We start from the raw sequence: 24,117 nt of genomic DNA on the forward strand, positions 1-24,117 counted from the left end.
CCGACTTCATGACTCTAGCGCCGCCAAGACTACAGCACGGCGAATTCGGGATACTGTATAAAAAACCAGTGGTTTTGACAAGTCTCCCGACGTTCGTGTCGCGCAAAAACCATGTGGCGGGCGGCATGGGCGAACAGACACGTCGCCCGAGCATCGCGGGGAGACACGCATGCGCATCCTGATTGCCGAAGACGACGCCACGCTGGCCGACGGGCTCACCCGTTCGCTGCGCCAGGCGGGCTATGCCGTCGACCGCGCCGCCGATGGCGCCGCCGCCGATGCGGCGCTGTCCGCCCAGACGGCCCAGACCTATGATCTGCTGATCCTCGACGTGGGCCTGCCGCGCCTGTCGGGGCTGGAGGTGCTCAAGCGCCTGCGCTCGCGCGGAGCGATGCTGCCGGTGCTGATCCTGACGGCCGCCGACAGCGTCGAGGAACGCGTCAAGGGCCTGGACCTGGGCGCCGACGATTACATGGCCAAACCCTTCGCCCTATCCGAACTGGAAGCGCGCGTGCGGGCACTGGTGCGGCGCGGCACGGGCGGCGGCGCCACCCTCGTGCGGCATGGACCGCTGGCGTTTGACCAGGTCGGGCGCATTGCCTACATCCATGACCAGGTGGTGGAGCTGTCGGCGCGTGAGATCGGGCTGCTGGAAATCCTGCTCGCGCGCGTGGGGCGTCTGGTGTCGAAGGAACAACTCGTCGACCACCTGTGCGGCTGGGGCGAGGAAGTCAGCAACAACGCCATCGAGGTGTATATCCACCGGCTGCGCAAGAAGATCGAGGTGGAGGGCGTGCGCATCGCCACCGTGCGCGGGCTGGGCTATTGCCTCGAGCGCATGGCCAGCCCCACCACCACGGCCGCCGCCCATGGCTGACCGCCTGGCCTGGCCGTGGCGCCGCTACCGCTCACCGCGCGCCCCGCAGGCCAGCGCCAGGCCCGAGGCTGACGACCGCGACCTCGCCGACACCCTCCCCCACCTCGAAGACGACGCCACGCGCCCGGTCGCCCGATCGCTGTTCGGCGAAATTCTGGACTGGATGCTCGCGCCGCTGCTGCTGCTCTGGCCGATGAGCATTGCGGTGACGTACCTGGTGGCCAAGTCCATCGCCAACGCGCCGTACGACCGCGCCCTGGAATCGAGCGCCATCGTGCTCAGCCAGCAATTGCGCGAGGTCAACGGGCGCATCACGCTGCAGTTGCCGATTTCGGCACGCGAGATCCTGCGGGCCGACGAGACCGACAACATCTACTACCAGGTGCTCGGCACGAACGGCGAATTCGTCTCCGGCGACCGCGACCTGCCGCTGCCGCCCGAAGAGGACGCCAGCGCCGGAGGCCTCGTGCAACTGCGCGACGACCGCGTGCACGGAGCGGACATCCGCGTCGCCTATACGTATGTGCAGAAGCCGGGCGGCAAGCCCGCGCTGGTGCAGGTGGCCGAGACGCTCGACAAGCGCGCGCAGCTGGCCAACGAGATCATCAAGGGCGTGATCCTGCCGCAGTTCGTGATCCTGCCGCTGGCGGTGGTGCTGGTGTGGTTCGGGCTCACGCGCGGGCTGGCGCCGCTCAACGCGATTCAGGAGCGCATCCGCGCGCGCAACCCCGGCGACACGAGCCCGATCGACGAAGGCGCCGCGCCGCAGGAACTCACGCCGCTGGTGGCCTCGTTCAACGAGCTGCTGGGGCGGCTTGAGCAATCGGTGCAGACACAGAAGCGCTTCATTGCCGATGCCGCCCACCAGATGAAGACGCCGCTGGCCGGGCTGCGCATGCAGGCCGAGCTGGCACAACGCGAGCAATCGCCCGACGAGCTGCGCCGCACGCTCGCGTACATCGCCGACAGCTCGGACCGCACCGCCCACCTCGTCAAGCAGCTGCTTTCGCTGGCGCGCATGGAGAACATGGGCGCGACCGACGGCCTGGTGCCGCTCGACATCTGCGCGCTGTCGCGCCAGGTGGTGGCCGACTGGCTGCCCAAGGCGTGGGCCAAGCGCATCGACCTCGGCTACGAGGAGCCCGGGCCGCCGGTCATGACCCCGGGCAACGCCACCATGCTCGCCGAGATGCTCAACAACCTGCTCGACAACGCGATCCGCTACACACCCGACGGCGGCCGCGTGACGGTGCGCGTCACCACCGCGCCGTTCGAGCCGTTCGTCTTCATCGACGTGGACGACACGGGCCCGGGCATCCCGGTGGCCGAGCGCGAACGCGTGATGCAGCGCTTCTATCGCATCCTGGGCACGCAGGCCGAAGGCAGCGGCCTGGGTCTGGCCATCGTGCGCGAGATCGTCCAGCAGCACGGCGGCGACATCGAGGTGCTGGACAACGTCTATCAGAGCGCGCCACGGCTGGCGGGCGCGCGCTTTCGCATCACGCTGCATCGCTGCGCGCCGGGCGAGGAGCCCGCCGCATGAGCATCACGCCCGGAACCCCCGCGCGCCGACGCTGGATGACGAACATGCGCTGGGTTGCCGCGCTGCTGGCGATCTGGTTTGTGGTGACTTACGTCGTGGCGTTCTTCGCGCGCGACCTCACCATGCGCTTCTTCGATTGGCCCTTCGCCTACTGGGTCGCGGGCCAGGGGGCGCCCGTCGTCTATGTGCTGATCACAGTGCTGTACGCGTGGCGCACCAACCGCGCCGCCGATGCTGCAGCGCAAGATACCGAGGCGCCGCAGCACGACGCCTATGCGCCGCCTCCCCCACCTTCCATTTGACGCGCTGAGGCAGCCCTGGCTGGTTGCACTGGCTGGCGCACGCAAGCGCCGCAGCCTCGCGTATACCCCGATGAAATTGCTGCGTTCGCTGGGGGTGCATGTCAGAACGCAGTAAGTTTCGCTTCCCACAATCGTTCACAATTCCGCGGGCGACTGTGTTGCGTTGTCATGTCCATGCCCAGCGGGACGACCTATGAAAACAGGAGACAACATGGCAACCGTGCAGAGTGCACCGAACGCGCCCGTCGGGCGTGTGCAGCCCGCACCCATGACGAAGGAGGAGAAGAAGGTCATCTTCGCCTCGTCGCTGGGGACGGTGTTCGAGTGGTACGACTTCTATCTCTATGGGTCGCTTGCGGCCATCATCGCCAAGCAGTTCTTCTCGGGACTGGATCCAACGGCGGGTTTCATCTTTGCACTGCTCGCCTTTGCGGCGGGCTTTCTGGTGCGCCCGTTCGGCGCGCTGGTGTTCGGCCGCCTGGGCGACATGATCGGGCGCAAGTACACGTTCCTGGTCACCATCGTCATCATGGGCACGTCGACGTTCATCGTCGGCCTGCTGCCGTCCTACGGCACGATCGGCGTATCCGCGCCGATCATTCTGATCGCGCTGCGTCTGCTGCAGGGCCTTGCGCTCGGCGGGGAGTACGGCGGTGCCGCCACGTATGTCGCCGAACACGCCCCGCACGGCCGCCGCGGCGCCTACACGTCGTGGATCCAGACGACCGCCACGCTGGGCCTGTTCCTCTCGCTGATCGTCATCCTGGTGGTGCGCGAACTGACCGGCAAGGCCTTCGACGACTGGGGCTGGCGTATCCCGTTCCTGGTGTCGATCCTGCTGCTCGCCACCTCGGTGTACATCCGCCTGTCGATGAGCGAGTCGCCGGCATTCCAGAAGATGAAGGCGGAGGGCAAGACCTCCAAGGCCCCGCTGACGGAAGCCTTCGGCCAATGGCGCAACCTGAAGATCGTGATCCTGGCGCTCGTCGGCCTGACCGCCGGCCAGGCCGTGGTGTGGTACACGGGCCAGTTCTACGCGCTGTTCTTCCTCACGCAGGTGCTGAAGGTCGACGCGTTCACGGCCAATGTGCTGATTGCCGTGGCGCTGGCCATCGGCACGCCGTTCTTCGTGTTCTTCGGCGCGCTGTCCGACCGCATCGGCCGCAAGTGGATCATCATGGCCGGCTGCCTGCTGGCGGTGCTGACGTACTTCCCGCTGTTCAAGGCGCTCACGCACTACGCCAACCCAGCGCTGGAGCGTGCCCAGCAAACGGCGCAGATCGTCGTGAAGGCTGATCCGAAGGAGTGCTCGTTCCAGGGCAGCCCAATCGCGCGGGAAGTCGATTTCCGCTCGTCGTGCGACATCGCCAAGCGCACGCTGGCGCAGTCGTCGGCCAGCTATGAGACGGAAGAAGCCCCGGCCGGTACGGTCGCCACGGTGACGATCGCCGGCAAGGAGATCGCCTCGCTCAACGCCGGCCGCACGGCTGACGGCCAGAGCTTCGACGCCGAAAGCAAGGCCAAGATCGCCGACTTCAAGAAGCAGGTGGCGGAATCGCTCAAGGCCGCGAACTATCCGAGCAAGGCCGATCCGGCGCAGATGAACACGGTCATGGTGCTGGTGATCCTGGTGATCCTTGTGATCTATGTGACCATGGTCTACGGCCCGATCGCGGCGATGCTGGTGGAGATGTTCCCGACGCGCATCCGGTACTCGTCGATGTCGCTGCCGTATCACATCGGCAACGGCTGGTTCGGGGGCCTGCTGCCGACCATCTCGTTCGCCCTCGTGGCCCAGAACGGCAACATCTACCACGGGCTGTGGTACCCGATCTGGATTGCGGCCATCACGTTCGTGATCGGTGCGCTGTTCGTGCGGGAAACCAAGGACGTGGATATCTATCGCAACGACTGAGCGCAATCAGGGGCTTGACAACCTCGCCGAAGACGGTACAATCCCGCTTCTTCGGCGAATTAGCTCAGTCGGTTAGAGCGACGGAATCATAATCCGCAGGTCCGGGGTTCGAGTCCCTGATTCGCCACCAATACCCAAAAGGGCTTTGCAATCAATAGGTTGCAGAGCCCTTTTGCCATTCGGTGGGTCACTTGGTGTGTCACATGCACAAGTTGCCCCGCCTCTATCAGTCCCGTCATGGGGTCTACTACTTGCGAATCATTCGCAACAAGGTCAAGACCCGCCTCTCTCTGGGGACAAAGGATTTCCGCGTTGCTAGACTGTTCGCCTTACGGTTGAACATGGAACTAGCAATGTCCACCCCCGACTTTGATCCTGACAAAATCCGCAAACTAGACATTGAAGTCAGCCCAACAGGTGGGGTGAATTTCAAGGACGTGAAACCTCACGACCTGGACACCATATCAGCCGTACTGGATAAGCTGGGCCTGCGAGAACAATATGCGCAGGAGGCGATCAGCTCTGTACTCGCTCACTCGGCGCGAGCCTCTTTGGAAAAGTCTGCCGTTGGCATGCCCCAAGGGGAACGGGTTACACCAAAGAGCAAATCATTCAGCGAAGTGGTGAAGCTCTATCTGGTTGAGAAGAAGCTGGACAATGTCCCCAAGACACTCTATGACAAGGAACGCATTTACAATGAGTTCCAAGGGTTCTATGGGGACTTAGATATTAACCAGTACACCCCCAATGAAGCAGTGAGCTACAAGAACCGCCTATTGGCTGAAGGCAGCTCTGCCAGCCAAATCAATTCCCGCCTCTCATTCCTACGGTCCCTGTTTGAATATGCGGTAGGTAACAATCTCTACTTTTCCGCCAATCCGTTTGAGAAGGTCAAGATCTCAAACAAGACAAAGCTCAAACAACAGGTTCGGTCATACAAGGAATTGACCACTGAAGATCTGCAATCGATCTTCAATGAGCCGGTCTATCGTGAATTCATGCATAGCCCGGACTACTACTGGCTACCTTTCCTTGCTCTCTATACAGGCGCACGTCAAAACGAATTGGCGAGCATGACTTTTCAGCATATCTACCAGCATGAGGGAGTTTGGGTCTTCGATATCACCGCCGACATAGCCAAAAACAAAAATTCCATTCGCATGATTCCGATGCACAAAGCCATTCTGGAATCTAAGTTCCTGGAATATTTGGATGAAATCAAAGCCACCAACAAAGTGGGATATGACATGGTATTTTTCCCAGACAAGCTACCCACCGAAAGTGGAAAAAATGGCTTCGGCAAAAATATTTCCCGGCGCTTTGGTGACTACTTGGACCTGTTGAAGATCACAGACGATAGAAAGACTTTCCACTCGCTTCGCTCAAATTTTATCAATGGAATGACAAATTTGAACATTCACCCAGCCATTATTATGGGATTGGTTGGACACTATGAGCAGGAAAAAGTGGACCTATCCTCCCCTCACTTTGAGAACTACCAGAAAAAAAAGCCAATTCATGTTCTCAAAGACGTGATCGATAAATTGGAATACCCGCTCAAAAACTGGCACTAACCTCTAATCCAAAATAACGAAAGGAGTTAATTTTGTCACACGGCGATTGGGATAAAGAACTTGTGGCGCTGCGAACTCGCCTTTGGAAAAAAAGAGTCAAAGAAGAGGCTGGATTTGAAGGAAAGAGAGATCAGGATTTCATTGATGCGTGCAAGTATGGAAACACCAAGCTCGTTGAGCTGGGTGAAATGAATTGGGATGGATACCTCTCTGGCAGGAACAATCCTGTCTATAAAACTGTGGACGCTGTAGAGAAGGTATTGCCAGGTACAGCACTCAACTTCTACTTCGGTCCCAAGCGATTGTTCCTTTGGGGAATTCTTCACGGTGATGGCGAGGACAATTTAATCGAAGCGCGGAAGCTCTTGGAGAGCGCCCTCACCAACGAATATGGTTCCGGTCATGTGCAGCAGTGGGATCTCGGTCAGAAGGTGTTTTGGTTTATTCTGCCTATACTTGCCTTCCCAGTGGCTCCATTCGTGGAACAAATGACCAAGGAAAAGAAAATCGTTGACGGTGAAGAAAAACCTCTTATCCGATTAGATGAGGAGTTACCATGGTCTGATATCCAGCACCTTGTAGATAGCGGCGCAATCAATCCACCAATGAATGGTGAGGAAATTTTCCTATCCTCGCTGCTGGCTGTCTGTGACGACACCAGAAAGCTCTACACGCTAGAAAACATATTCACCACCTTTGGTACCAAGCTGGTGGGTTACGCGTTTGATCAATACAAGCGAGGTCAAGACTTAAGCTTTTCGGCAGAATTCATTGTGACAGCACTTGGTTTACTGCCACTAGCCAAAGCAGCAAACAACAATAGAATCAAATCCATTGCCAAAACTCTCATTGAAGGATTGATGCTCGGCGCTATCGACTACGAGATCCCAGAATTGGCACCTGACCTGACCGATTTTGTAAAACGAAAAATTATTTCGTAAGTCAAACTGACCAAGATAAATGCCACCCCGTGTGGCATTTTCTATGAGCCTTCAGGCTCACTTGTTTTTTTCTCCCTTGTAGTTCCAAGTGCCTTTCCTCTCATTGGCCTCCATAAGGGTTCCAAGGAAGCGCCGTTCAGTAGCATTCAGCTTAAGATTGCCGCCTTTTTCCTGAAATGTCGTCACAAACTGGGCTAGTGTCTTGATCAACCGATGGAGGTCCAAACGCTCCATTTCCAAGAAAGCCATGACCTGGTAGTGAGCATTCACAATCTGATCGTCGTCTTTCTTCTTCCGGGTTCGCTCATATGAGTAGAGGTATGTGACGTATTGATTCATGGACTGAAATCCATGCCTCTTTGATTCCTCGATTAGAAAACGATCTATTCTGACTGATTTTGTCTCCATAATTTGACTCCCAATAGATAAATCTTAATCTGTATTTTTTGGAAGTCAAATTGTGACCAGGGTGTCCTAGCATTGAAGCCTTTTAATATAAGGCTTGGAGTGCGTTAGCACATAGGGAAAAGTCGCAGACTATTCCGTGTGTGCTTTGTTTTTCTGGGGTTGGATTTTTCTTGTAAAAGTAACGTCATCTCTACGATAGGCTCCATTCCAGAACCCATCCATACGATACGAGAAGGAACCCATATTTTTTCTCTGTTTTTAGGCTCTCACATGACTCTCTCGAAGAGGTTGAAAAGTGGAGGTCGCTCATAGGTTGAAATATGGAACCCATAGATAGACTCCAGACTGGAATCTAGCCACGCGATACTGAACACCTCCCGCATAGAGTTGACAAAATGATTTCTCTTGATAGGTTATTAAATAGACCACATTCAGGAGACCCATTATGGCAATACAACGAGTCGGTGAAAAACTAATCAAAAGAAGTGTTTTTGTAGAGAAGGATGACTATGAACTGATAGTGAAGTATTCAGAGCTAAGAGACCAGTCCATTTCAGCCGCCTTCAGAGAACTGATGTCGCAATCAAGAATGTATATTCTTGGCAGGATTGAGAAAATTGAGCAAGAAAAACTTCTAATCCAAGAGGCAATCAGAAAACATGAGGCAGTGGTATCAATTAAGGACGATACAAAGCTTGAATCGAAACCAGACCAGTTCGCAGACTATCGAGCACCTGGGCAGGCCGATAGTCTCCCCTCCGAAAATAACCAGTTCTAGGCTAATGAATAGAATAACAAAAAAGCACCCTTGGGTGCTTTTTTGTTAGAACGATCTACTTCTATTTAAAATATCCCATACTTCCTTCAAAAGCCTGCCATTCCATAGGGGGAACCACCCTAGCACCTTCCTCGTTCAGATAGAGGTCTGTATAGCCCTCAAATGAGCGCGTAGGGGTATAAATATGGATATTGATGGTGCCACCTGCTTTGAAGTCCTCTCCCTTGTTATTTTCCACCAACAAGAGAATCAGGTGAGTGGCATTGATACTAGCCAAGGTTGACTGAATGTCGTCAAGGTTTGCCGTAGTGAAATAGTCTGCACGACAGGCATAGTAAGTCTCACCCCTGACGTCCACACCCTCATTGATTCGATTAAGGGTCTGCTGCTCAAGGCTGCCGACAAAATCTTTGATGTGCTCAAAGATAGGAAGGTCTGGGGTATACATTGAAATTCCGACCAAAGGAATAGGTTTCCCTAGCTTGCCAATTACAAACTATACCGCAAATTTTCCAAAAAATCTAAAATTTGATCACTAAAATTTCCAAATCACCGCAAACGCGTCGATATACCAATATTTCGCCGCTCACTACATTTATGAACTCGGCTATCGATTATTATTATAAAGCAATATTCATCAAGATCAAGTCGAAGTAGTTTGCGGAAGCTTTACTCTAAACTACAAGCCAAATTCAGCAACCGACACGGACAAAACCACTGGTGGCACCAATCAATTTTGATAGCTTCTCTGCCTCCCAGCTCATCAACGAACACTTGCTTTCGGAATGGCTAGATCAACCAGTATCTACGCTTCAAAAATGGAGAGTGAGTGGCATGGGACCGAAGTACGTGAAATTTAAGAATGGCTCTGTTCGCTACCAAGTTGGCACGATAAGGAAGTGGATTGAGGAGCAAACCGTTTCCCATACCACCCAGCGGAAGCCCCCAAATCACAAGTAGTTAGATCCCACTCCCCTCACGCATTTGACAAGTTGACTCTTTACGCGAGAATTAAAAGTAAAGAGGTCAGATATGAAAGAAGAGCCTGAGTTGGTGGTTCAGCTAAATGGAGACAAGCATTGGGTACTTAATGGAGAACTTCACAGGGAAAATGGTCCGGCTATGGAGTTAGCCAGCGGAACCCAAAAATGGTATCTAAATGGAAAGATGCACCGTGAGGACGGTCCTGCCGCGATATATAGCTACGGTTCTCAACAATGGTGGATTCACGGCGAGCCACACAGAGAAGATGGACCTGCCGTGGAATATGATGATGGCAGTAAAGAATGGTACATATATGGAGAGCAATTGACCGAAGAGGAATTTAACTCTTGGGTTCTCCAAAAGAGGCTCCACGCCAACCTGTTAGATAGATCCACAAAAGGCAGAAAAATTAAGGTTTAAGTGGGAATCGCCAATTTTTTTCGCTATTGCTCCTTCTCCAAGGAGTGCCGTCATTTTGATGATGCGCTTCGCGTATATTTCTTAAATTTTGACCCTGCGGGACCAGTTTTACTAGAACCCCATGAAGGGGTAATTATCTGATATACACCATAGTGAACCCAGACGTCTAGTCATGTAGTTATGATTTAGCTATATGCCTTGACCCATTTTTCAACCAAATCACGGTGCTTGGATTGGGTTGATCGAGATAAGCCAAATTTTTCAAGTTGGACCATGGTAAAAGATCTACCTGCTTGCTTGGCTCTATGGATGGCCAACTTGATCTTCTCTTCTACTTTCTGCGTTCGTTTCTCATGGCTATAAGTAGCTCCTTCTCGCTGCTTTTCTTGCAGAAGCATACCTTCAGGAAGGTCCATAACTCCTCTATTCTTGAAATAGTCACCTTTATGCCTCCAAGTCCAGTCAGCGATAGACCTCGCTGTTGATAGAACTTCCTTGGCGGGCAACATACCTCCCGGTAGATCAAAGAACTCTTGATTAACCTCATGAGCCTTGAAAATAACCTGCTCGAAAAAATCAGAATAAGAGCGATTCATTTTCACCGCCATGTATGCCCATAGCCTTACGGTGTCAAATAGAGTGGAGTTTCGCCCCTCTATGTTCCAGGCAAGGTCTATTCTCTTGCGAGCAGGAGTAAGGTCGACATATTCCCCAAAATCAGCTAAATCGTAGCTGACCTTGTGAATGATGGTGCACCAGTAGGTATGTAGTGGATTCCTGGTGAACTTGCCTACATAGGCAGGATCAGCACCGGGTATAGCATGAGTCAAGGCACTATCTACGTTCTCATAGAAGCGCTTTGGGTGGGCTCTCCCCGCTTCCGTGAAGATAACGGGGGTTTTCAGTTCCCAAAGATAGTGGCTATGAGTTGTGGCTGGATTGACGGTTACGATAGTAGGTGGTGGAAGCCCCAAATCCTCCCATAGATAGGCACTACCGGGCTTGTCTACGTCTATAACAATGTACTTCCTGTAAATCTGGTTGTGTTCAATATACCTGAAACCAAGGGCACTATTCTTTGACCTGAATTTAGTTCCCTCTTCAAAGGAATCGGTGCTTCTAATTTTCTCTGGCAAGCTTAAAACAAACTCTTCAATCATAAATTCTCCAATCGTTTTGACTGATTGAAGAATCTATGGATTCAGATACTTGACAATTTCTTTGAAATACGTAATATTGTTTATCGTAGTATCTGGTTGCCGCTCTGGAAAAGCTAATTCTTCAACCAAAATCAAATGCTCAAGTTAACCGCTTGGGCATTTTTCACTTGTACATACGAAATAAAATCCCTCCTGTCAAATCAAACCGATCAAAAAGAAAAAGCCAGCAAACAAGAAGTGCTGGCTTTTTTTGGTGCTGACACAACAAATTAGCACCGGATGATTATCTAATGCTAACAGGTCCAATTGAGTTGTCAACTCCACTTTGACAATTAAAAATTCCCTTGTAACCTATATAGATAAATACAAAAACAAGGGACGATATGAAGAAAATAACAAGAACAATGATCGCATTGCTTGCCGCACTACTACCAGGCATGGCAATGGCAGCAAATCTATTTGATGTCCCACAAGGCGATATTTCCATTAAGGTCCTTGGGGCAATCTTTGGGAGTTTGGTTGACTCTGGCAATGGGGCTTCCGGCTCAGATCCATTATTGAACGGAATCAAGATCTTCAATGGCGGTTGTTTGATTATCGGGGGTATTTTAGCTGCGTATACTATATTGGCCGGGACCTTGAACACAGCACATGATGGAGAGATGTTGGGGAAGAAATTTTCATCTGTCTGGATTCCCGTTCGTTATTCAATAGGTACAGCCCTCGTCCTTCCCGTAGTCGGTGGTGGTTATTGCGTCATGCAGGCGCTTGTTATGTGGTTGGTTGTTCAAGGTATCGGTTTAGCTGATGGTGTCTGGTCAGCCTTCATGAGCAATCCTACTTCTTCCGCCAACACCAATATCACTGCACAAAGAGAGAAGATTCTAACCGTAGCAAAGAGTGCTTTCCAAAACTCTGTTTGCTGGCGTGCCTATGCGAGAGCAATCAGTGAATCAAACTCGATCTTGAAGTGGGGTAAATACAATTACACCATGACACCAACTTCAAAAGGCTATGTCTATGGTGACAGCACTTCGGTTTGGAATGTTAACGGGTGCGGAGAAGTTAATTACCCTCAACCTATCAAGCGAGACACCACAATAAGCAATAGCCGAATCCCTTCAACCAATAGCGGATACCTGGGGGATCTTGGAACGATATTTGCCCCTATGGATATAAGCCCTATCAGTCAGGCGCAAAACTCCCAATTGGATATCCTTGTGAGTTCCATGGATAAATTGGCGGCAAAAGTCATTGCTACAGCCCCAAAGCCAACGGCAGATGGCATGTACGGTGCTTCAATGACACCAAGCGAAGCTCAGGCTTACTATAACGAGATTGAGGCAGCAACAGATGACTATATAAAAGGAATAAAATCAACAGCCAATGGCTTATCTACCGGTGATGCCTACAGCAAAATTCAAGCAACAGCAAACAATCAAGGCTGGATTTTAGCAGGAGCCTGGTTCACCAGAATCATTCAAATGAATGACTCAATCAACAAGGCAGTGAATTCCATGCCAACCAGCAAAGCTGGATCAGGGGGTGTGAAAGATAGTGCTATTTTTGGCGACGCAGAAAAGTACATGGCTGCCTCAAATATGGTATTTCGAGCTGCCCCTAATGCACCAAGCGCAACCTCTCCCGATACCAATTCTGATTCGAACAATACAACTGGCGTAGAGCAATCAGACAAAGTGGGGGAAATTGAAGCAGTAGTCACCTCATGGCTTACCACTATCAATCTCTATGAATTGAAGAACGATTCACGCCACCCTCTTATCATCATGAATGAGCTTGGCAATAGATTGGTGGCACTATGCTTCTCAATTATGGGTGGTTTGGTCGGATTGGTCACACTAGGCAGCTTCATAGGAAAATTCTTTGGTGCTGCTGGGGCTATCAACAACGCAATAGGAATCATGAGTTGGTTTGTGGACGTTCCAGTGAAAATTCTCATGGGAACAGCCATGATGACTTCCTACATACTACCCAACATGCCTTTCATAATTTGGATAGGCTGTATTACAGGCTGGGTATTGTTGGTAATCGAAGCGATTATTGCAGCGCCTCTATGGGCAATCATGCACCTTCATCCAAATGGCGATGATCTAACAGGTCGCGGTGGTAACGGGTACTCCTTAGTTCTGTCATTGCTTCTTAGACCAGTGCTTATGGTGTTTGGTATGGAAGCTGCAATTATCATTTCTTCCGTCATTGGTGAGTTTATCAACAAGACCTTCTTTGAAGTGTTCGCTCAGAATACAGGAACCTTCACAGGCTGGTCGGCTATTACAGCCCTAGCAATGGGCACCGTCGCCTACTGCATCATAATGTTCATTTTCATTCGTAAGTGCTTTGGAATCATTCACCAACTTCCTGATCAGTTATTACAGTGGTTAGGTGGGCCTACAGGTTCTGCTCTAGGACAGTTCGCAGGTGAATTCTCTGGTGCCGCTGATAAAGGCAGTGCTGCTGGAAGTGCGGCTGCTGGCTTTGCAACCAGTGGGGCAGGCAAGTTAGCTGCGGCTGCTGGAAAGAAAGTTGGAGATAAAATAGGAAAGGAATTCAATGACCGTGCTAATGATGTTGCCAGAGAAGATGAGGGGTTTAAGGCAGAGAATGGTGCTAATGCTTTAGCAAAGCGAAACAGCAACAAATCTATGCGTCCAAACGTTGATCTAAATGCCACCTTCAAAGATAACTGGTCTGCATTCAAGAGGGCTGAAACCAATAGGGAAGCATACAACGAGGCCTTTGATAAGGTAGGTTCAAGCTCACCTGATAAGGAAGCGGCTCAAAATGAGTTTGCTGATCTATTCAGCAAATCAGAGCAAGACAACCATAGAGCCTATGGAGGCTCTGCTATTAAAGCAGCAGGTAGGATCGGTGAGAAGCTTGTAAAGCAGAACTTGGACCGAAATCTAAGCAATAACCCAGACAACGAACTTCCACCAGAGAAGAAACCCGATTAAACAAAAAGCACCCAATTGGGTGCTTTTTCCTCTTGACAAATCAGATACGAGTGTTATCTGTTAAATGTCAATAGGGAAATTGAAATGATCGAAAGAAAGACTAATGTTGTTATGGGAATGCTTCATTCGTTCGCTTTGGAGGCAACGCGAATGAAGGCAATCGAAATGATAGCCAACGCCCAATGCGTTCAGGAGGAAGAGCGAATTGATATTGAGGCGATCAAAAAAACAGCAAATGAATTTCTATCGGAGTTGGAAAAAATCCCATTCACCTCAAGAGATATCGAGTTGTTGTTTTATCAAGGGCGCTCAGGCGGCCCTATTTGATTAAATTTCCTTTTGGGCGTTTTGAATTATCTTCGTTATTTCGCTTAGAACCTCGTTGACAACGGCAAATTTCCCATTGGCCTTTGCGGCGGTGTTTTGCCAACTACCGGACTCACAAGAGATCGTTACGGTGTCGCCCTCCCTAGGGGTTACGGAAACAGTGTTCTGAACTTCGTTGAATTCAATTTTCATATCGGCGTCCTCAAATTTTCTTGATTACCTGTTCGCTTGGTGTGCTGCATGCCTCACACCATTCTACAAACTCTAGCACGTCCAGGTACTGCTCACCACGCTCCACCTTGGACACGTAGCTCTGCCCCTTGCCGAGCTTTTCAGCAAGTTGTACTTGGGTCAGGCCAGCCTCACGGCGCACCTTCCTGAGCACCCTGCGGACAGCCTCATAGCGTCGACCATAGATCATCAACCCATGCTATAGTCTGAACTAGAATAGTCGATTTGAGACTATTTGCGGTGCCGCTAGGTGCGTTGGGAGAGTATTGACATGCGCAATTTGTTTTCTTACCTCATGAGTAAAGGTAGGAGAACTTTATGGACGATTGGGAAGAGCGATTGATTGATTGGTTGCTGGATAAAGCTGCCTGGTGGATCAAGGTCGTTATTACGGCATTGTGTATTTCGTGGTTTGCATGCGGAGTTTCGATTGCTGCCTTTGGGGCTCTAGCACTGCTGACTTCTAATAAGGGGGTGGATTTTTCCGCATGCGGCTTCCTTCTAGGTGGCTTGGGATCAGCAGCCTTCGTGCTTATTTTTCTTTTTAGAACATGGGCTGGTTATTGGCCCTTCTATACGATCTGGAAAGAGAAGAGGAAGATCAGAGCCAAGAATTTTCTGCCAGTCGCCAAGAGAGAAAACTCAGATCAAGTCTAAATATTTGATTTTTTTGGAAATGTACGCTAGCGTACAATTAACACTTGACAAAAAGGTCTAATTATGAGTGATTTCTTGAATTATACTGCTGGCTTGCATGCCTTGGAGAAAATAGGCGAACAAGGACGTGCCATTGATAAACAGAATCGCGCCCTTCGTGAAGCCAATGATGATCTCCACCGTGCCAAATATAACGAAGATATTTCACGCATTGAGGCTGATCGCATAAAGAAAGAGAATAACGAGTACAAGGCTCTGCTATCCAAGCCCTTCGCTGAAATTGCGGCCAAAGATGGGCGTTTCAAAGAGAACTACGAAAAGCAACAGGAGTTGTTGGCAGCATGGATTGTTTCCCAGCGTGCTTTCAAAGAGGTGGCCATGAAATACGGTCAAGCCATGGGGAAATCCAGTGAAGAGGTCCTTTCCGAATTTCAGGCAGCCAAAGAGACTGTGCTCAATGATCAGTCTAACTTCGGTAATACTGTGGACGAAACCGAGAAGAAGGCCTACAAGCGCTATCTGGACAAAGAGCAAGGATAACGAATTGGAAGACAACCAAACTGAACCACCTCCCCCAGATCAAGCATGGGAAGCATTGCTCAGCACACCAGAAAGCGAAATTTTCCTAAATTATGAAATTGAAAAAGCAAAGCAGTTTATTGATAACCCGTCGAAACAATAAAAGCACCTTTTGGTGCTTTTTCTATTTCGGGAAGGGTTTTTGTCAACTATAAAAAGTTACAGTTGACTTTTCTGCCACCACTGATGCAGCATTACTTTGTCGTTACAATCCAAATACCTCTTCATGTCGAGATACCAATGAAAACAGAGGCATACGTAGAACACGGGAAATGGGTTACTGACCATATCGCACCTATCAATGCGATCATGACTATATCCACAGCTATCCTCATACCTATCCTAGACTTCTTGCGCCCCTACTTTCCCTACATTGGTTATGTGGCCGGCCTAGCAGTGCTTGTGTTCCTCGCACTGCTGATCATGAAGGTGCTGGGGTTTCCAAAGGAGCGCCAGCTACATTCCAGTATTGTCCTCTGCTCTGGTGTATGTGCAGCAGCTTTTAGTGTAGGGGCTATTGCCAGTGCTCGCCATGCTGATCAAGGCGGGGCAATAGCAGCCAGTGCTCCTTGGGCCGCGCAGCTCCAACAGACCTTGTTGGATATCAAGAATGGCAAGAGTGACGATCCTCGTGTGGAACTCAAAAACATAGGTGTGGAGTGGAAATCAGGAAACCTACTACAAGCCTCCAAGGACGGAGATTTGCGTGTAGTTGAGTTGTTCCTGAAAGGTGGTATGCCGGTTTCTGCTGGCTTCAGTGATGGCGGACAGCTACCGTTTTATGTGATTATGAACAACTATCCGAAGGCGAAGGAACAGTTGGCTCTATTCAAAAAATATGGGGTCGATTTGAATGATAAGAATCTTGCTGCCCCATATAGCCCGCATTTTGTCGCTCCAATGGAAGATTGGAAGCATATCGAAAAGGCTCCAAATCTGTATGCCGTTGCCAAGATTGAAGGACATGAAGAAATGGCCTCCTACCTTGAAGAACTGGGCGTGCAGACTGATAGCTATCCAGATTGGAAGAAAAAACAAGATTATTACAAAAGACGGTATAGCAAGTGCTCCGTATTGGGTGGTTGCACAATAGTTGAACCTTAATCCGTCTTCTCAACAGCAGCAGAAGCTGTAGAATTTTTTACTCAACAAAAGCGATCTATATTTGAGGTAGCTATGCAAGTCTACGAGGGAGTGTTAGCAGAGCTTGGGCCCAGTGAGCCCACAAACCGTGGTGGTAGGCGTTACCTTTCCATAAAGATTGGGAATCATGTCATTAAGAATGTACAGGTAAACCCAATGCTTGACGCCATTCTTCGTGGCGAGGTAAATGCTCGTGGAGACCAGAAAATCTATGTGGCACGGTATCAATTCAAGAATGCAATAATTGGAATTGAAACCGCAGAAAAGAAAGTTTATAAGCTGAAATTCTCGTGGTTCTGGTGGCTAATCTTAGCCGCTTGTGGAGTTGTGCTGACACCCGTCTTGGTAGGTTTCTTGATTTTGTTTTTCGCTATCACGGCATTTCCATTAGGACGAAGCCTTAAAGAAATCAAGGCGGACTATGAGGTATAAAAAAGCACCCATTGGGTGCTTTTTTATTGTGGGGGCGGTGATTTATATTGGAAGCCGCGAAACACGCCTTACGATAATCCGAGCTTTTCTTTAAATTCATTTATCTTATTTTGTATTTTTTCAATTTTCCCTTTATCTTCCGCCGATAGTTCTCTTTGCTTCTCCACAGATCTCCAATTTTCCAAAACTCTTTCGAAATCCCTCAAATTTTCCTCATCCGCCTTTCGTTGGACTTCATTTCTCTTGTCTTGGGTTTTCTGCGTATAGCCCAATACCCCCTTGATTTCAGCGTCCAAGTTATTTCCAAATTTGCTGTGGCCGTCTTTTACTAATTCTTGAGTCTGCCTTGCTTCGGAGGTTACTTGATCAGGTGTTTTTCCCAATGCTTGACCATATTGCATAGCAATCTCTGCAAATGCCTTTTGGGCCAAAATACACTGCGCGAAAATTTCCCGCTCTTTCAAGTAGGTATCTTTGAAGGCGGGAATTCTTTGGGCGATTTCTGCCATGGGACGAGATAAGAGAAATTCAATGCTCTCAAGCTCTTGAACCCTTCTCTCCAAATCCATTTCTCTGCCAGAAGGAGCAGGAAGATAGTTATCTTGTACTCTGGCTCTTCGTAGCTGCTCTTCAAGGTCAGCAATGCGGGAATTTTGATCGTCTATCGTTCTATTCTGACGATCCTGAATTCGTTCGCTTTCCCCAAGCTTCTCCAGAGCGTGAAGCGTTGCTGCCGTCTTGAAAAATTCACTCATGGGCTGTTCCTTTCACTTGGGTATATGATCAATGGAGTCTGCGAGTTGAATACCTAACTTGGTACGCTCCTCTTTCTCCCTGGCAGCCATAGCATGTCCACGGGCTACGAGTTCTGCCCTGCCTTGCTCATAGGTGATCAAGCCTTCCTCCCTACGCCGCAGTAGGTCATAGCCAAAATCAGACACCTTGATATTGTCCACAGCAAGTATGGCTACAGCCTGACGGGCCGCCCATGACTTCAATGGTTTGTGTTCTTCGCTCATGGCCATTTTCGAATAAAGTCACTCATCCATAGCCCTTAGAACTTTATTCAATGCCTCTTCTTTCTTTTTTCTGAGCGACTCATCTTCTTCTTTTTTTGATTCACTATAACCCAGAACGCCCTTAGCCTCCGAACTCAAATTATTTCCAAACTTGCTACGACCATTTTTTATAACTTCCTGTGCTTGCTCTGCCTCAGCAGCTACTTGTTCGGGGGTTTTACTCAATGCTTTACCGTATTCCATAGCAACTTCAGAAAATGCTTTTTGCTTCAAAATCCATTGGGCGAGGATTTCTTGCTCTCTCAAATAGGTATCTTTGAAGGCGGGATGTTTTTTGGCAATTTCCGCCATGGGGAGGGATAAGATCTTCTCAATCCCTTCAAGCTCCTGAACTCTTCTTTCCAAATCCATTTCCCGACCAGACGGCGCAGGCAGGGAGTTATCTGATGGCTTGGCCTTTCGTAGCTGCTCTTCAAGGTCAGCAATGCGGCTATTTTGCTCGTCTATCGTCCTATTCTGGCGATCCTGAGTCCGTTCGTTTTCCCCAAGCTTCTCCAGAACGTGAAGCGTTGCTGCTGTCTTGAAAAATTCACTCACGGTTTGCTCCTTTCGCTTGGGTATTTGTTGTGCTTAAGATAACAGGATCTATCGTCCTCAGGTGCCTTCACTTGCTGTTTGGGGGCGAACGTGTGACACTTGGTGCGTCACTTTTTCATTCGCAACCCCACTCACCAGAATGGCAAGTTGTTGATTTATCAGGGAATTCAAAAAAAGCCCGGAGTTTCCCTGATTCGCCACCAAATACCAGAAAGCCCTGCTTCAGCAGGGCTTTTTGCTTTTCTGCTGCCGTATCGGCAATGTCTCTCCCCTCCGTGTCCTGGCCTCCGATGTGCTCTGGCAGGCCCACGCGCAGTCTGGCGGGCGGGCATGGCCGCGCCGATACTTCAGCGTGCGAGGAACACTACCGAATGGAGGTCGCATGATGCGGTTCGCAACGCTGGTCACCACCCTTGCCGCCGCCGGCATCACGGCCTGCACGACGGCAGCCTCGGGCCCCGCGCAGAACGCAAGGGACGCCCCCACGGCCAGCCAGGCCCAACCGGGCAGCAGCTGCCGCGCCCCGTTCTCGGACGATGCACTGATCGGCAAATCGGAACAGGCGGCGACCGCGCTGCTGGCCGGCTGCCTGTGGCGCGTGAGCGAGCGCGACGGCGAGGCGCTGCCCGGCACGATGGACTACCGCGAGGAGCGCCGCAACCTGGGCATCCAGGGCGGCAAGGTGATCTGGGTGCGGCGCGGCTAGGCTGACGCGGCGGCCTCGGCTTGTATGGGCACCGCGGCGGCCACACCGAGTATCCAGTCCGTCGTCAGCGCGGGCTGCGTCACGGGCAGCATGTGCCCGCCGTCCACCACCCGCAGGTTCACGCGCTCGAGCTTCTGCTTGAGCGCTTCGCCCTGGCGCTTGACGTTCAGGATGCGGTCGCCCCGGCCGTACAGCACGTCGACGGGCACCGTCATCGAGGCATAGCGGCGTTCCATGTCGGGCAGGTCTTCCGGCGCGGCCACGAGATCCGACGATGCCGCATAGAACACGTGCGGACGCAGCCCCAGCAGGCCGCCGCCCTTGAACGGGAAATCCTCCGGCATGGCCTCGGGCGCAAACACGGCTGAAATCGCCTTGCGCGAGTTGAGGATCGACAGCGGAACGGCCAGCGTCCACGACACCAGCCTGCGCGCCAGCGGCGACGTCAACGCCAAGCCCTTGAACGCACCGGGCGGCGCGTGCTCGTTGTGCGTGAGCGGCGCAATGAGCGCAAGCCGACGAACCGACTGCGGATGATTCAGCCCCACCGCCAGCGCGATCGCACCGCCCAGCGAGTGCCCGACCAGCACCGGTTGGTCGAGGCCCAGTTTTTGGATGCACTGGGCGACTGTGCGTGCCTGCGCGTATATGTTCGCCGTCGAGGCCGCCCCGCGCAGCGAGCGTCCGGAGCCGGGCCGGTCGATCACGATCACGCGGTGCGATTGCGCCAGCCGCTCCAGATCGAGGTAGGCGAAGTTGCGCAGGTTTCCGCATAGGCCATGCACGAACACGATGGCAGGACCCTGGCCGCGGTCGGTGTAGTGTACGCGGTCGGCCCCGATATCGATGAACTTGCCTTCGGGCGGAAACGCCTTGGTTACGCGACGTGCGATGACAAAGGTGAACGCCACCGGCGCTGCGATCACGAGCGCGACGGCAATCAGGACGGTCTGGATCACGATGCCCCCGTGACGTTAAGCGGCTTGTGCCGCGCCCATCGGTTGCGCGCGGCGCTCGAACTGCATGGCGCTGTCGGCCAGCGAGCCGAACTTCAGCATCATCAGGTCACGCGCGTAATTCTGATACGACTTCCACGGCTGCTTCGTGCCCTGCTTGGGCAGGATGCTGGCAGCACGCTGGATATAGCCCGACGTCAGATCGACGGCCGGTTCGCGGCCCATGGCCTCATCGTCCAGACGCGGCATGCAGGTGTCGAAGCCGCCCGAGCGCATGTGGTTGAGCAGCCGGCACACGTACTGCGCGATCAGCTCGGCCTTGAGCGTCCACGACGCGTTGGTGTAGCCGAACGACGACGCCAGGTTCGGCACGCCGCTGTACATCATGCCCTTGTACGACACCGTGTCAGCCAGGTTCACCGCACGTCCGTCGACGCTGATGGACGCCCCACCCAGCACCTTCAGCTTGAGCCCCGTGGCCGTGACGACCACGTCTGCATCGAGATGCTCGCCGCTCTTGAGCTGCAGGCCGGCGGGAGTGAAGCGGGCGATTTCATCGGTGGCGATCGACGCCTTGCCGGCGCGGATCGTCTTGAACAGATCGCCGTCCGGGACGAGGCACAGGCGCTGGTCCCACGGGTTGTAGCGCGGCGTGAGGTGCTTGCGTACGTCGAATTCCGGGCCGAGCTGTTTGCCGGCCATGCGGATGATGAAGTGCTTGAATGCCTGGGGCTTGCGGCGCGCGAGGCTGTAGAAGTACATCGTGAGCAGCACGTTCTTCGCGCGCACGAGCCGATGTGCGAGGCGCGCAGGCAGCCACCTGCGCAGCTGGTTCGCGACGGCATCCCGCTCGGGCCGCGACACGATGTACGTGGGCGAGCGCTGCAGCATCGTCACGTGCCCGGCGGTCTGGGCCATCGCTGGCACAAGCGTGACGGCCGTTGCGCCGCTGCCGATCACCACCACGCGCTTGCCTGCGTAATCGAGGCCCTGCGGCCAATGCTGCGGATGCACGATGCGCCCGCGGAATGCGTCCATGTCGGGCCATGTGGGTGCATGGCCTTCCTCGTAGTCGTAGTAACCGCTGCACATGTACAGGAACTTGCACGTGAACTGCACCGGGTCCTCGCGCGTGCCATCGCTGCGCAGCGCCCGCACAGTCCAGCGCGCGGCGGTGGAATCCCAGCTCGCGCCCGTCACCTTGTGACGGAAGCGGATCGACTTGTCGATACCGAACACACGCGCGGTGTCGCGGATGTAATCGAGAATCGTCTGGCCGTCGGAGATGGCCTTGTTGCTGTGCCACGGCCGGAAGCTGTAGCCCAGCGTGAACATGTCGGAGTCAGACCGGATGCCGGGATAGCGGAACAAGTCCCACGTGCCGCCGATCGTCTCGCGCGCTTCCAGGATGGCAATCCGCGCCCATGGGCAACGCTCGCGCAGGTGATATGCGGCGCCCACGCCTGACAGGCCCGCCCCGACGATGAGCACGTCGAGGTCGGTGTCCGAATCAGATGGGTGGCGGGTGCGCTGTTCAATGGGCTCCATGCGGTCTCCTGTTGGCGGCACGGCGGCTTCCGCCTTAATCTGGTGTGCATTGTCACCACTTTAATTTTCGCGCGCGATATCGTCAAATAGCGGAATGGAGAAAACACTTGAAACGCCCAGGAAAGGTCGCCCATACGCGGGTGTGGCGCCCGAGGCACGTGCAGCGGAGCGCCGCGACGCGCTGATCCGTGCCGCCACACGGGTGTTCGGAACGGTCGGCTTCCGCAAGGCCACCGTGCGGGCCATCTGCCAGGAAGCCAAGCTCAACGACCGCTATTTCTATGCCGCCTTCGACAGTACCGAGGACCTGCTGCGCGCGACATACCAGCAGCACGCCGACGACCTGCGCGCCCGAGTGGCGCAAGCCACTGCCGCCGTGGACGGCACCCTCGAAGCGCGCATCGATGCCGGCCTGCATGCATTCTTCGCGTTCCTGAGGGACCCCTGCGCGGCGCGCGTGCTGCTGCTCGAAGTGATGGGCGTGAGCCCCGAAACGGATGCGACGTATCAGCGCAACCTGCTCGAATTCGGCAGGCAGATCATGGAGAACGTTCCAGCCGCCGCCCCTGACGATGCCGACCGGCGTGCCGACCAGCGCATCATCGGGCTGGCCCTGGTGGGCGCCATGACCAACGTCGGGGCAGCGTGGCTGCTGACCGGCTATCGCGATCCCGAAGAGAAGATGGTGCGCAACTGTCGGCAAGTCCTGCTCGGCACGTTGCGCGCAATGACGGGCGCATAGCACACGCCGCGCGATCTTTCTTAACGTGCGTGCCGTATCGTTATCATCTCGAGCAAACGATCCGCCACGCCTTCATGACCGCACCCCGCTCGCTGTCCATCGGCATCGCCGGCGCCGGTAACGCCGGCCTGGCCGCCGCCATTGCGTTTGCCCGCCACGGACACGACGTGCACGTCTTCGAAAAACACCCGCAATTGACAGCGATGGGTGCGGGCCTGCTCATCCAGCCCCAGGGCATCCGCGCGCTCGAGGCACTCGGCGTGGGCTGCGCGCTCGAAGGCATCGGGGCGCCGATCGACCGGCTGATCGGCCTGAGCCATCGCGGCTGGCGCCTGCTCGACATTGACTATGCCGAGACGCCGGGCCGAGCCGTCACGCGACACGCCCTCTCGTCGATGCTGTACGACGCCGCGCTGCATGCCGGCGCCACGTTCCACTTCGGTTGCGCGATCGCACAATTGCAAGCAGACGGCCCGCGCGCACGCGTGGCGCACACGCACGGCGAATCGGCGTTCGACCTGTTCGTGATTGCGGATGGCGCCGCTTCGGCATTGCGCGAGCCGGCAGGCCTGGCCGGCCCGTCAAGCACCTATCGATGGGGCACGCTATGGTTCCAGGGCTGGGTCGACGGCTGGAACCCGCGCGTGCTCCAGCAGCGCTTTCGCGGCACGCGCGAGATGATGGGGCTGCTGCCTACGGACGTCGACGGCAACCGCACGCGCCTGTCGATGTTCTGGAGCCTGCCCGGCGATGCCGTGCACACCTGGCGCCAGACCGACATCGCGCACTGGAAGGCCCATGTGCTGAGCCTGTGGCCGCAAGCCGCGCCGATGGTCGAGCAGATCGGTTCGCATGACGACCTGCCGTTTGCCGTCTATCGCCACACGTGGCCGCGCGCGCTCGCCAAACCGCCCTATTGCGTGATCGGCGACGCCGCGCACGCCATGAGCCCGCAGCTCGGCCTCGGTACGACGCTGGCCGTGCAGGACGCACTGGCATTGGCATCGTGCGTGCAAGCCCATGGTCCGACCGACGGAGCCCTCGCCTACCACGCGCGCCGCCTGCGCACCGTGCAGGCGTACCAGACGCTCAGCCGCGCGCTTACACCGTGCTTCCAGGCGCAATACGGCGGCTGGTTGCGCGACGTGGTGTTCACCACCGGGCTGCGCATCCCCGGCGTCAGATGGTTGATGAAGCGCAGCCTTGCGGAACCGCCCGCGCGCGACGCGGCCTTCGCGCCAGCGCCGGTCACCTCACCAGCCAGCGGAGAGCCGCAGGCCTGAACAGCTTTTGCCCTGTCACC

29 protein-coding genes and 1 tRNA gene are annotated in these 24,117 nt (G+C 53.7%); 20 read left to right on the forward strand and 10 right to left on the reverse strand.

Features of this window, described 5'->3' with window-relative positions; translation table 11 throughout:
• The first annotated feature begins 169 nt into the window (after positions 1-169).
• The 7 genes from KHN96_RS11780 (at position 170) to KHN96_RS11810 (ending at position 7,152) form a co-directional block, all read left to right on the forward strand.
• Positions 170-877: a response regulator gene (locus tag KHN96_RS11780; RefSeq protein WP_045786041.1), complete on the forward strand. Its 708-nt coding sequence runs from the start codon at positions 170-172 to the stop codon at positions 875-877.
• Entirely contained in the window at positions 870-2,420 is a 1,551-nt protein-coding gene (locus KHN96_RS11785; RefSeq protein ID WP_045786040.1) for a sensor histidine kinase, read from the forward strand. The genes KHN96_RS11780 and KHN96_RS11785 overlap by 8 nt, the downstream gene beginning before the upstream one ends.
• On the forward strand, positions 2,417-2,722 hold the full coding sequence (locus KHN96_RS11790; RefSeq protein WP_045786039.1) for a DUF4212 domain-containing protein: 306 nt from the start codon (positions 2,417-2,419) through the stop codon (positions 2,720-2,722). The genes KHN96_RS11785 and KHN96_RS11790 overlap by 4 nt, the downstream gene beginning before the upstream one ends.
• Positions 2,723-2,933: 211 nt before the next feature.
• The gene (locus tag KHN96_RS11795) at positions 2,934-4,637 is read left to right on the forward strand and encodes an MFS transporter (RefSeq protein WP_045786038.1); all 1,704 of its coding nucleotides are present in this window, start codon (positions 2,934-2,936) and stop codon (positions 4,635-4,637) included.
• Between the two features lie 53 nt (positions 4,638-4,690).
• Positions 4,691-4,767, forward strand: a tRNA-Met gene (locus tag KHN96_RS11800).
• A 73-nt stretch (positions 4,768-4,840) separates the two neighbouring features.
• Positions 4,841-6,211, forward strand: coding sequence for a site-specific integrase (locus KHN96_RS11805; protein WP_115043842.1), 1,371 nt, complete (start codon positions 4,841-4,843; stop codon positions 6,209-6,211).
• Positions 6,212-6,243: 32 nt separating this feature from the next.
• Entirely contained in the window at positions 6,244-7,152 is a 909-nt protein-coding gene (locus KHN96_RS11810; protein ID WP_147282525.1) for a hypothetical protein, read from the forward strand.
• A gap of 57 nt (positions 7,153-7,209) precedes the next feature.
• On the opposite strand, the gene KHN96_RS11815 is transcribed toward KHN96_RS11810, so the two are convergent.
• Complete coding sequence (locus KHN96_RS11815; protein ID WP_115077070.1) at positions 7,210-7,491, reverse strand: hypothetical protein; 282 nt, start codon at positions 7,489-7,491, stop codon at positions 7,210-7,212.
• Between the two features lie 514 nt (positions 7,492-8,005).
• Here KHN96_RS11815 and KHN96_RS11820 point away from each other — a divergent pair.
• Entirely contained in the window at positions 8,006-8,338 is a 333-nt protein-coding gene (locus KHN96_RS11820; RefSeq protein WP_009239063.1) for a hypothetical protein, read from the forward strand.
• A 61-nt stretch (positions 8,339-8,399) separates the two neighbouring features.
• Here KHN96_RS11820 and KHN96_RS11825 read toward each other — a convergent pair whose 3' ends face one another.
• The gene (locus KHN96_RS11825; protein ID WP_115043836.1) at positions 8,400-8,786 is read right to left on the reverse strand and encodes a hypothetical protein; all 387 of its coding nucleotides are present in this window, start codon (positions 8,784-8,786) and stop codon (positions 8,400-8,402) included.
• Positions 8,787-9,370: 584 nt separating this feature from the next.
• Here KHN96_RS11825 and KHN96_RS11830 point away from each other — a divergent pair.
• Positions 9,371-9,742 (forward strand): hypothetical protein, encoded by a 372-nt coding sequence (locus KHN96_RS11830; protein WP_009239066.1) that lies wholly within the window; start codon positions 9,371-9,373, stop codon positions 9,740-9,742.
• Between the two features lie 185 nt (positions 9,743-9,927).
• On the opposite strand, the gene KHN96_RS11835 is transcribed toward KHN96_RS11830, so the two are convergent.
• On the reverse strand, positions 9,928-10,902 hold the full coding sequence (locus KHN96_RS11835; RefSeq protein WP_115043834.1) for a replication initiation protein: 975 nt from the start codon (positions 10,900-10,902) through the stop codon (positions 9,928-9,930).
• A gap of 135 nt (positions 10,903-11,037) precedes the next feature.
• Here KHN96_RS11835 and KHN96_RS11840 point away from each other — a divergent pair, with 135 nt between their 5' ends.
• The 3 genes from KHN96_RS11840 (at position 11,038) to KHN96_RS11850 (ending at position 14,204) form a co-directional block, all read left to right on the forward strand.
• A complete protein-coding gene (locus KHN96_RS11840) occupies positions 11,038-11,175 on the forward strand; it encodes a hypothetical protein (RefSeq protein WP_181817639.1) in 138 nt (45 codons plus the stop codon).
• Between the two features lie 110 nt (positions 11,176-11,285).
• Positions 11,286-13,877, forward strand: coding sequence for a DotA/TraY family protein (locus tag KHN96_RS11845; protein ID WP_115043832.1), 2,592 nt, complete (start codon positions 11,286-11,288; stop codon positions 13,875-13,877).
• Between the two features lie 150 nt (positions 13,878-14,027).
• Complete coding sequence (locus tag KHN96_RS11850) at positions 14,028-14,204, forward strand: hypothetical protein (RefSeq protein WP_009239069.1); 177 nt, start codon at positions 14,028-14,030, stop codon at positions 14,202-14,204.
• Between the two features lie 202 nt (positions 14,205-14,406).
• Here the strand turns inward: KHN96_RS11850 and KHN96_RS11855 are convergent, their stop codons facing one another.
• Entirely contained in the window at positions 14,407-14,625 is a 219-nt protein-coding gene (locus KHN96_RS11855) for a helix-turn-helix domain-containing protein (RefSeq protein ID WP_009239071.1), read from the reverse strand.
• A 128-nt stretch (positions 14,626-14,753) separates the two neighbouring features.
• Here KHN96_RS11855 and KHN96_RS11860 point away from each other — a divergent pair, with 128 nt between their 5' ends.
• From KHN96_RS11860 to KHN96_RS11880, 5 genes are all read left to right on the forward strand, one after another.
• Complete coding sequence (locus KHN96_RS11860; protein WP_009239072.1) at positions 14,754-15,092, forward strand: hypothetical protein; 339 nt, start codon at positions 14,754-14,756, stop codon at positions 15,090-15,092.
• A 75-nt stretch (positions 15,093-15,167) separates the two neighbouring features.
• Complete coding sequence (locus KHN96_RS11865) at positions 15,168-15,632, forward strand: hypothetical protein (RefSeq protein WP_244855870.1); 465 nt, start codon at positions 15,168-15,170, stop codon at positions 15,630-15,632.
• Between the two features lie 4 nt (positions 15,633-15,636).
• The gene (locus tag KHN96_RS11870) at positions 15,637-15,774 is read left to right on the forward strand and encodes a hypothetical protein (RefSeq protein WP_181817638.1); all 138 of its coding nucleotides are present in this window, start codon (positions 15,637-15,639) and stop codon (positions 15,772-15,774) included.
• A 137-nt stretch (positions 15,775-15,911) separates the two neighbouring features.
• Complete coding sequence (locus tag KHN96_RS11875; RefSeq protein ID WP_009239074.1) at positions 15,912-16,775, forward strand: ankyrin repeat domain-containing protein; 864 nt, start codon at positions 15,912-15,914, stop codon at positions 16,773-16,775.
• A 195-nt stretch (positions 16,776-16,970) separates the two neighbouring features.
• Positions 16,971-17,246 carry a hypothetical protein gene (locus KHN96_RS11880; protein ID WP_037031204.1) on the forward strand — a complete coding sequence of 92 codons (276 nt, stop codon included), beginning with the start codon at positions 16,971-16,973 and terminating at the stop codon, positions 17,244-17,246.
• A 68-nt stretch (positions 17,247-17,314) separates the two neighbouring features.
• Here KHN96_RS11880 and KHN96_RS11885 read toward each other — a convergent pair whose 3' ends face one another.
• The 4 genes from KHN96_RS11885 to KHN96_RS11900 form a co-directional block, all read right to left on the reverse strand.
• Complete coding sequence (locus KHN96_RS11885; RefSeq protein WP_009239076.1) at positions 17,315-18,001, reverse strand: hypothetical protein; 687 nt, start codon at positions 17,999-18,001, stop codon at positions 17,315-17,317.
• 12 nt (positions 18,002-18,013) lie between these two features.
• Positions 18,014-18,265 carry a hypothetical protein gene (locus KHN96_RS11890; RefSeq protein ID WP_025584740.1) on the reverse strand — a complete coding sequence of 84 codons (252 nt, stop codon included), beginning with the start codon at positions 18,263-18,265 and terminating at the stop codon, positions 18,014-18,016.
• Between the two features lie 18 nt (positions 18,266-18,283).
• Positions 18,284-18,862 (reverse strand): hypothetical protein, encoded by a 579-nt coding sequence (locus KHN96_RS11895; protein ID WP_009239077.1) that lies wholly within the window; start codon positions 18,860-18,862, stop codon positions 18,284-18,286.
• A 115-nt stretch (positions 18,863-18,977) separates the two neighbouring features.
• Entirely contained in the window at positions 18,978-19,172 is a 195-nt protein-coding gene (locus tag KHN96_RS11900) for a hypothetical protein (protein ID WP_147282524.1), read from the reverse strand.
• Between the two features lie 72 nt (positions 19,173-19,244).
• Here KHN96_RS11900 and KHN96_RS11905 point away from each other — a divergent pair, with 72 nt between their 5' ends.
• Positions 19,245-19,568: a hypothetical protein gene (locus tag KHN96_RS11905; protein ID WP_062739029.1), complete on the forward strand. Its 324-nt coding sequence runs from the start codon at positions 19,245-19,247 to the stop codon at positions 19,566-19,568.
• Here KHN96_RS11905 and KHN96_RS11910 read toward each other — a convergent pair.
• On the reverse strand, positions 19,565-20,527 hold the full coding sequence (locus tag KHN96_RS11910) for an alpha/beta fold hydrolase (RefSeq protein WP_062739030.1): 963 nt from the start codon (positions 20,525-20,527) through the stop codon (positions 19,565-19,567). The two genes, KHN96_RS11905 and KHN96_RS11910, sit on opposite strands and share 4 nt — an antisense overlap.
• A gap of 15 nt (positions 20,528-20,542) precedes the next feature.
• Positions 20,543-22,072, reverse strand: coding sequence for a flavin-containing monooxygenase (locus KHN96_RS11915; RefSeq protein WP_045785870.1), 1,530 nt, complete (start codon positions 22,070-22,072; stop codon positions 20,543-20,545).
• 94 nt (positions 22,073-22,166) lie between these two features.
• Here KHN96_RS11915 and KHN96_RS11920 point away from each other — a divergent pair, with 94 nt between their 5' ends.
• Together KHN96_RS11920 and KHN96_RS11925 are read left to right on the forward strand one after the other, a co-directional pair.
• Positions 22,167-22,814, forward strand: a complete 648-nt coding sequence (locus tag KHN96_RS11920; protein WP_062739031.1) for a TetR/AcrR family transcriptional regulator — start codon at positions 22,167-22,169, stop codon at positions 22,812-22,814.
• Between the two features lie 74 nt (positions 22,815-22,888).
• Positions 22,889-24,097, forward strand: coding sequence for an FAD-dependent oxidoreductase (locus tag KHN96_RS11925; RefSeq protein ID WP_062739032.1), 1,209 nt, complete (start codon positions 22,889-22,891; stop codon positions 24,095-24,097).
• Positions 24,098-24,117: the final 20 nt, after the last annotated feature.

Origin of the sequence: Ralstonia mannitolilytica (assembly GCF_905397375.1) — a bacterium.
Classification (GTDB): domain Bacteria; phylum Pseudomonadota; class Gammaproteobacteria; order Burkholderiales; family Burkholderiaceae; genus Ralstonia; species Ralstonia mannitolilytica.

What these genes read in the sequence shown, in the direction of transcription:
- KHN96_RS11855 (WP_009239071.1), bottom strand. Translation starts at nt 14,625, where the DNA reads ATGATCTATGGTCGACGCTATGAGGCTGTCCGCAGGGTGCTCAGGAAG.
- KHN96_RS11890 (WP_025584740.1), bottom strand. Translation starts at nt 18,265, where the DNA reads ATGAGCGAAGAACACAAACCATTGAAGTCATGGGCGGCCCGTCAGGCT.
- KHN96_RS11860 (WP_009239072.1), top strand. Translation starts at nt 14,754, where the DNA reads ATGGACGATTGGGAAGAGCGATTGATTGATTGGTTGCTGGATAAAGCT.
- KHN96_RS11880 (WP_037031204.1), top strand. Translation starts at nt 16,971, where the DNA reads ATGCTTGACGCCATTCTTCGTGGCGAGGTAAATGCTCGTGGAGACCAG.
- KHN96_RS11825 (WP_115043836.1), bottom strand. Translation starts at nt 8,786, where the DNA reads ATGTATACCCCAGACCTTCCTATCTTTGAGCACATCAAAGATTTTGTC.
- KHN96_RS11875 (WP_009239074.1), top strand. Translation starts at nt 15,912, where the DNA reads ATGAAAACAGAGGCATACGTAGAACACGGGAAATGGGTTACTGACCAT.
- KHN96_RS11915 (WP_045785870.1), bottom strand. Translation starts at nt 22,072, where the DNA reads ATGGAGCCCATTGAACAGCGCACCCGCCACCCATCTGATTCGGACACC.
- KHN96_RS11830 (WP_009239066.1), top strand. Translation starts at nt 9,371, where the DNA reads ATGAAAGAAGAGCCTGAGTTGGTGGTTCAGCTAAATGGAGACAAGCAT.
- KHN96_RS11835 (WP_115043834.1), bottom strand. Translation starts at nt 10,902, where the DNA reads ATGATTGAAGAGTTTGTTTTAAGCTTGCCAGAGAAAATTAGAAGCACC.
- KHN96_RS11850 (WP_009239069.1), top strand. Translation starts at nt 14,028, where the DNA reads ATGAAGGCAATCGAAATGATAGCCAACGCCCAATGCGTTCAGGAGGAA.
- KHN96_RS11885 (WP_009239076.1), bottom strand. Translation starts at nt 18,001, where the DNA reads ATGAGTGAATTTTTCAAGACGGCAGCAACGCTTCACGCTCTGGAGAAG.
- KHN96_RS11905 (WP_062739029.1), top strand. Translation starts at nt 19,245, where the DNA reads ATGATGCGGTTCGCAACGCTGGTCACCACCCTTGCCGCCGCCGGCATC.
- KHN96_RS11820 (WP_009239063.1), top strand. Translation starts at nt 8,006, where the DNA reads ATGGCAATACAACGAGTCGGTGAAAAACTAATCAAAAGAAGTGTTTTT.
- KHN96_RS11780 (WP_045786041.1), top strand. Translation starts at nt 170, where the DNA reads ATGCGCATCCTGATTGCCGAAGACGACGCCACGCTGGCCGACGGGCTC.
- KHN96_RS11925 (WP_062739032.1), top strand. Translation starts at nt 22,889, where the DNA reads ATGACCGCACCCCGCTCGCTGTCCATCGGCATCGCCGGCGCCGGTAAC.
- KHN96_RS11815 (WP_115077070.1), bottom strand. Translation starts at nt 7,491, where the DNA reads ATGAATCAATACGTCACATACCTCTACTCATATGAGCGAACCCGGAAG.
- KHN96_RS11805 (WP_115043842.1), top strand. Translation starts at nt 4,841, where the DNA reads ATGCACAAGTTGCCCCGCCTCTATCAGTCCCGTCATGGGGTCTACTAC.
- KHN96_RS11795 (WP_045786038.1), top strand. Translation starts at nt 2,934, where the DNA reads ATGGCAACCGTGCAGAGTGCACCGAACGCGCCCGTCGGGCGTGTGCAG.
- KHN96_RS11840 (WP_181817639.1), top strand. Translation starts at nt 11,038, where the DNA reads ATGCTCAAGTTAACCGCTTGGGCATTTTTCACTTGTACATACGAAATA.
- KHN96_RS11790 (WP_045786039.1), top strand. Translation starts at nt 2,417, where the DNA reads ATGAGCATCACGCCCGGAACCCCCGCGCGCCGACGCTGGATGACGAAC.
- KHN96_RS11785 (WP_045786040.1), top strand. Translation starts at nt 870, where the DNA reads ATGGCTGACCGCCTGGCCTGGCCGTGGCGCCGCTACCGCTCACCGCGC.
- KHN96_RS11845 (WP_115043832.1), top strand. Translation starts at nt 11,286, where the DNA reads ATGAAGAAAATAACAAGAACAATGATCGCATTGCTTGCCGCACTACTA.
- KHN96_RS11920 (WP_062739031.1), top strand. Translation starts at nt 22,167, where the DNA reads ATGGAGAAAACACTTGAAACGCCCAGGAAAGGTCGCCCATACGCGGGT.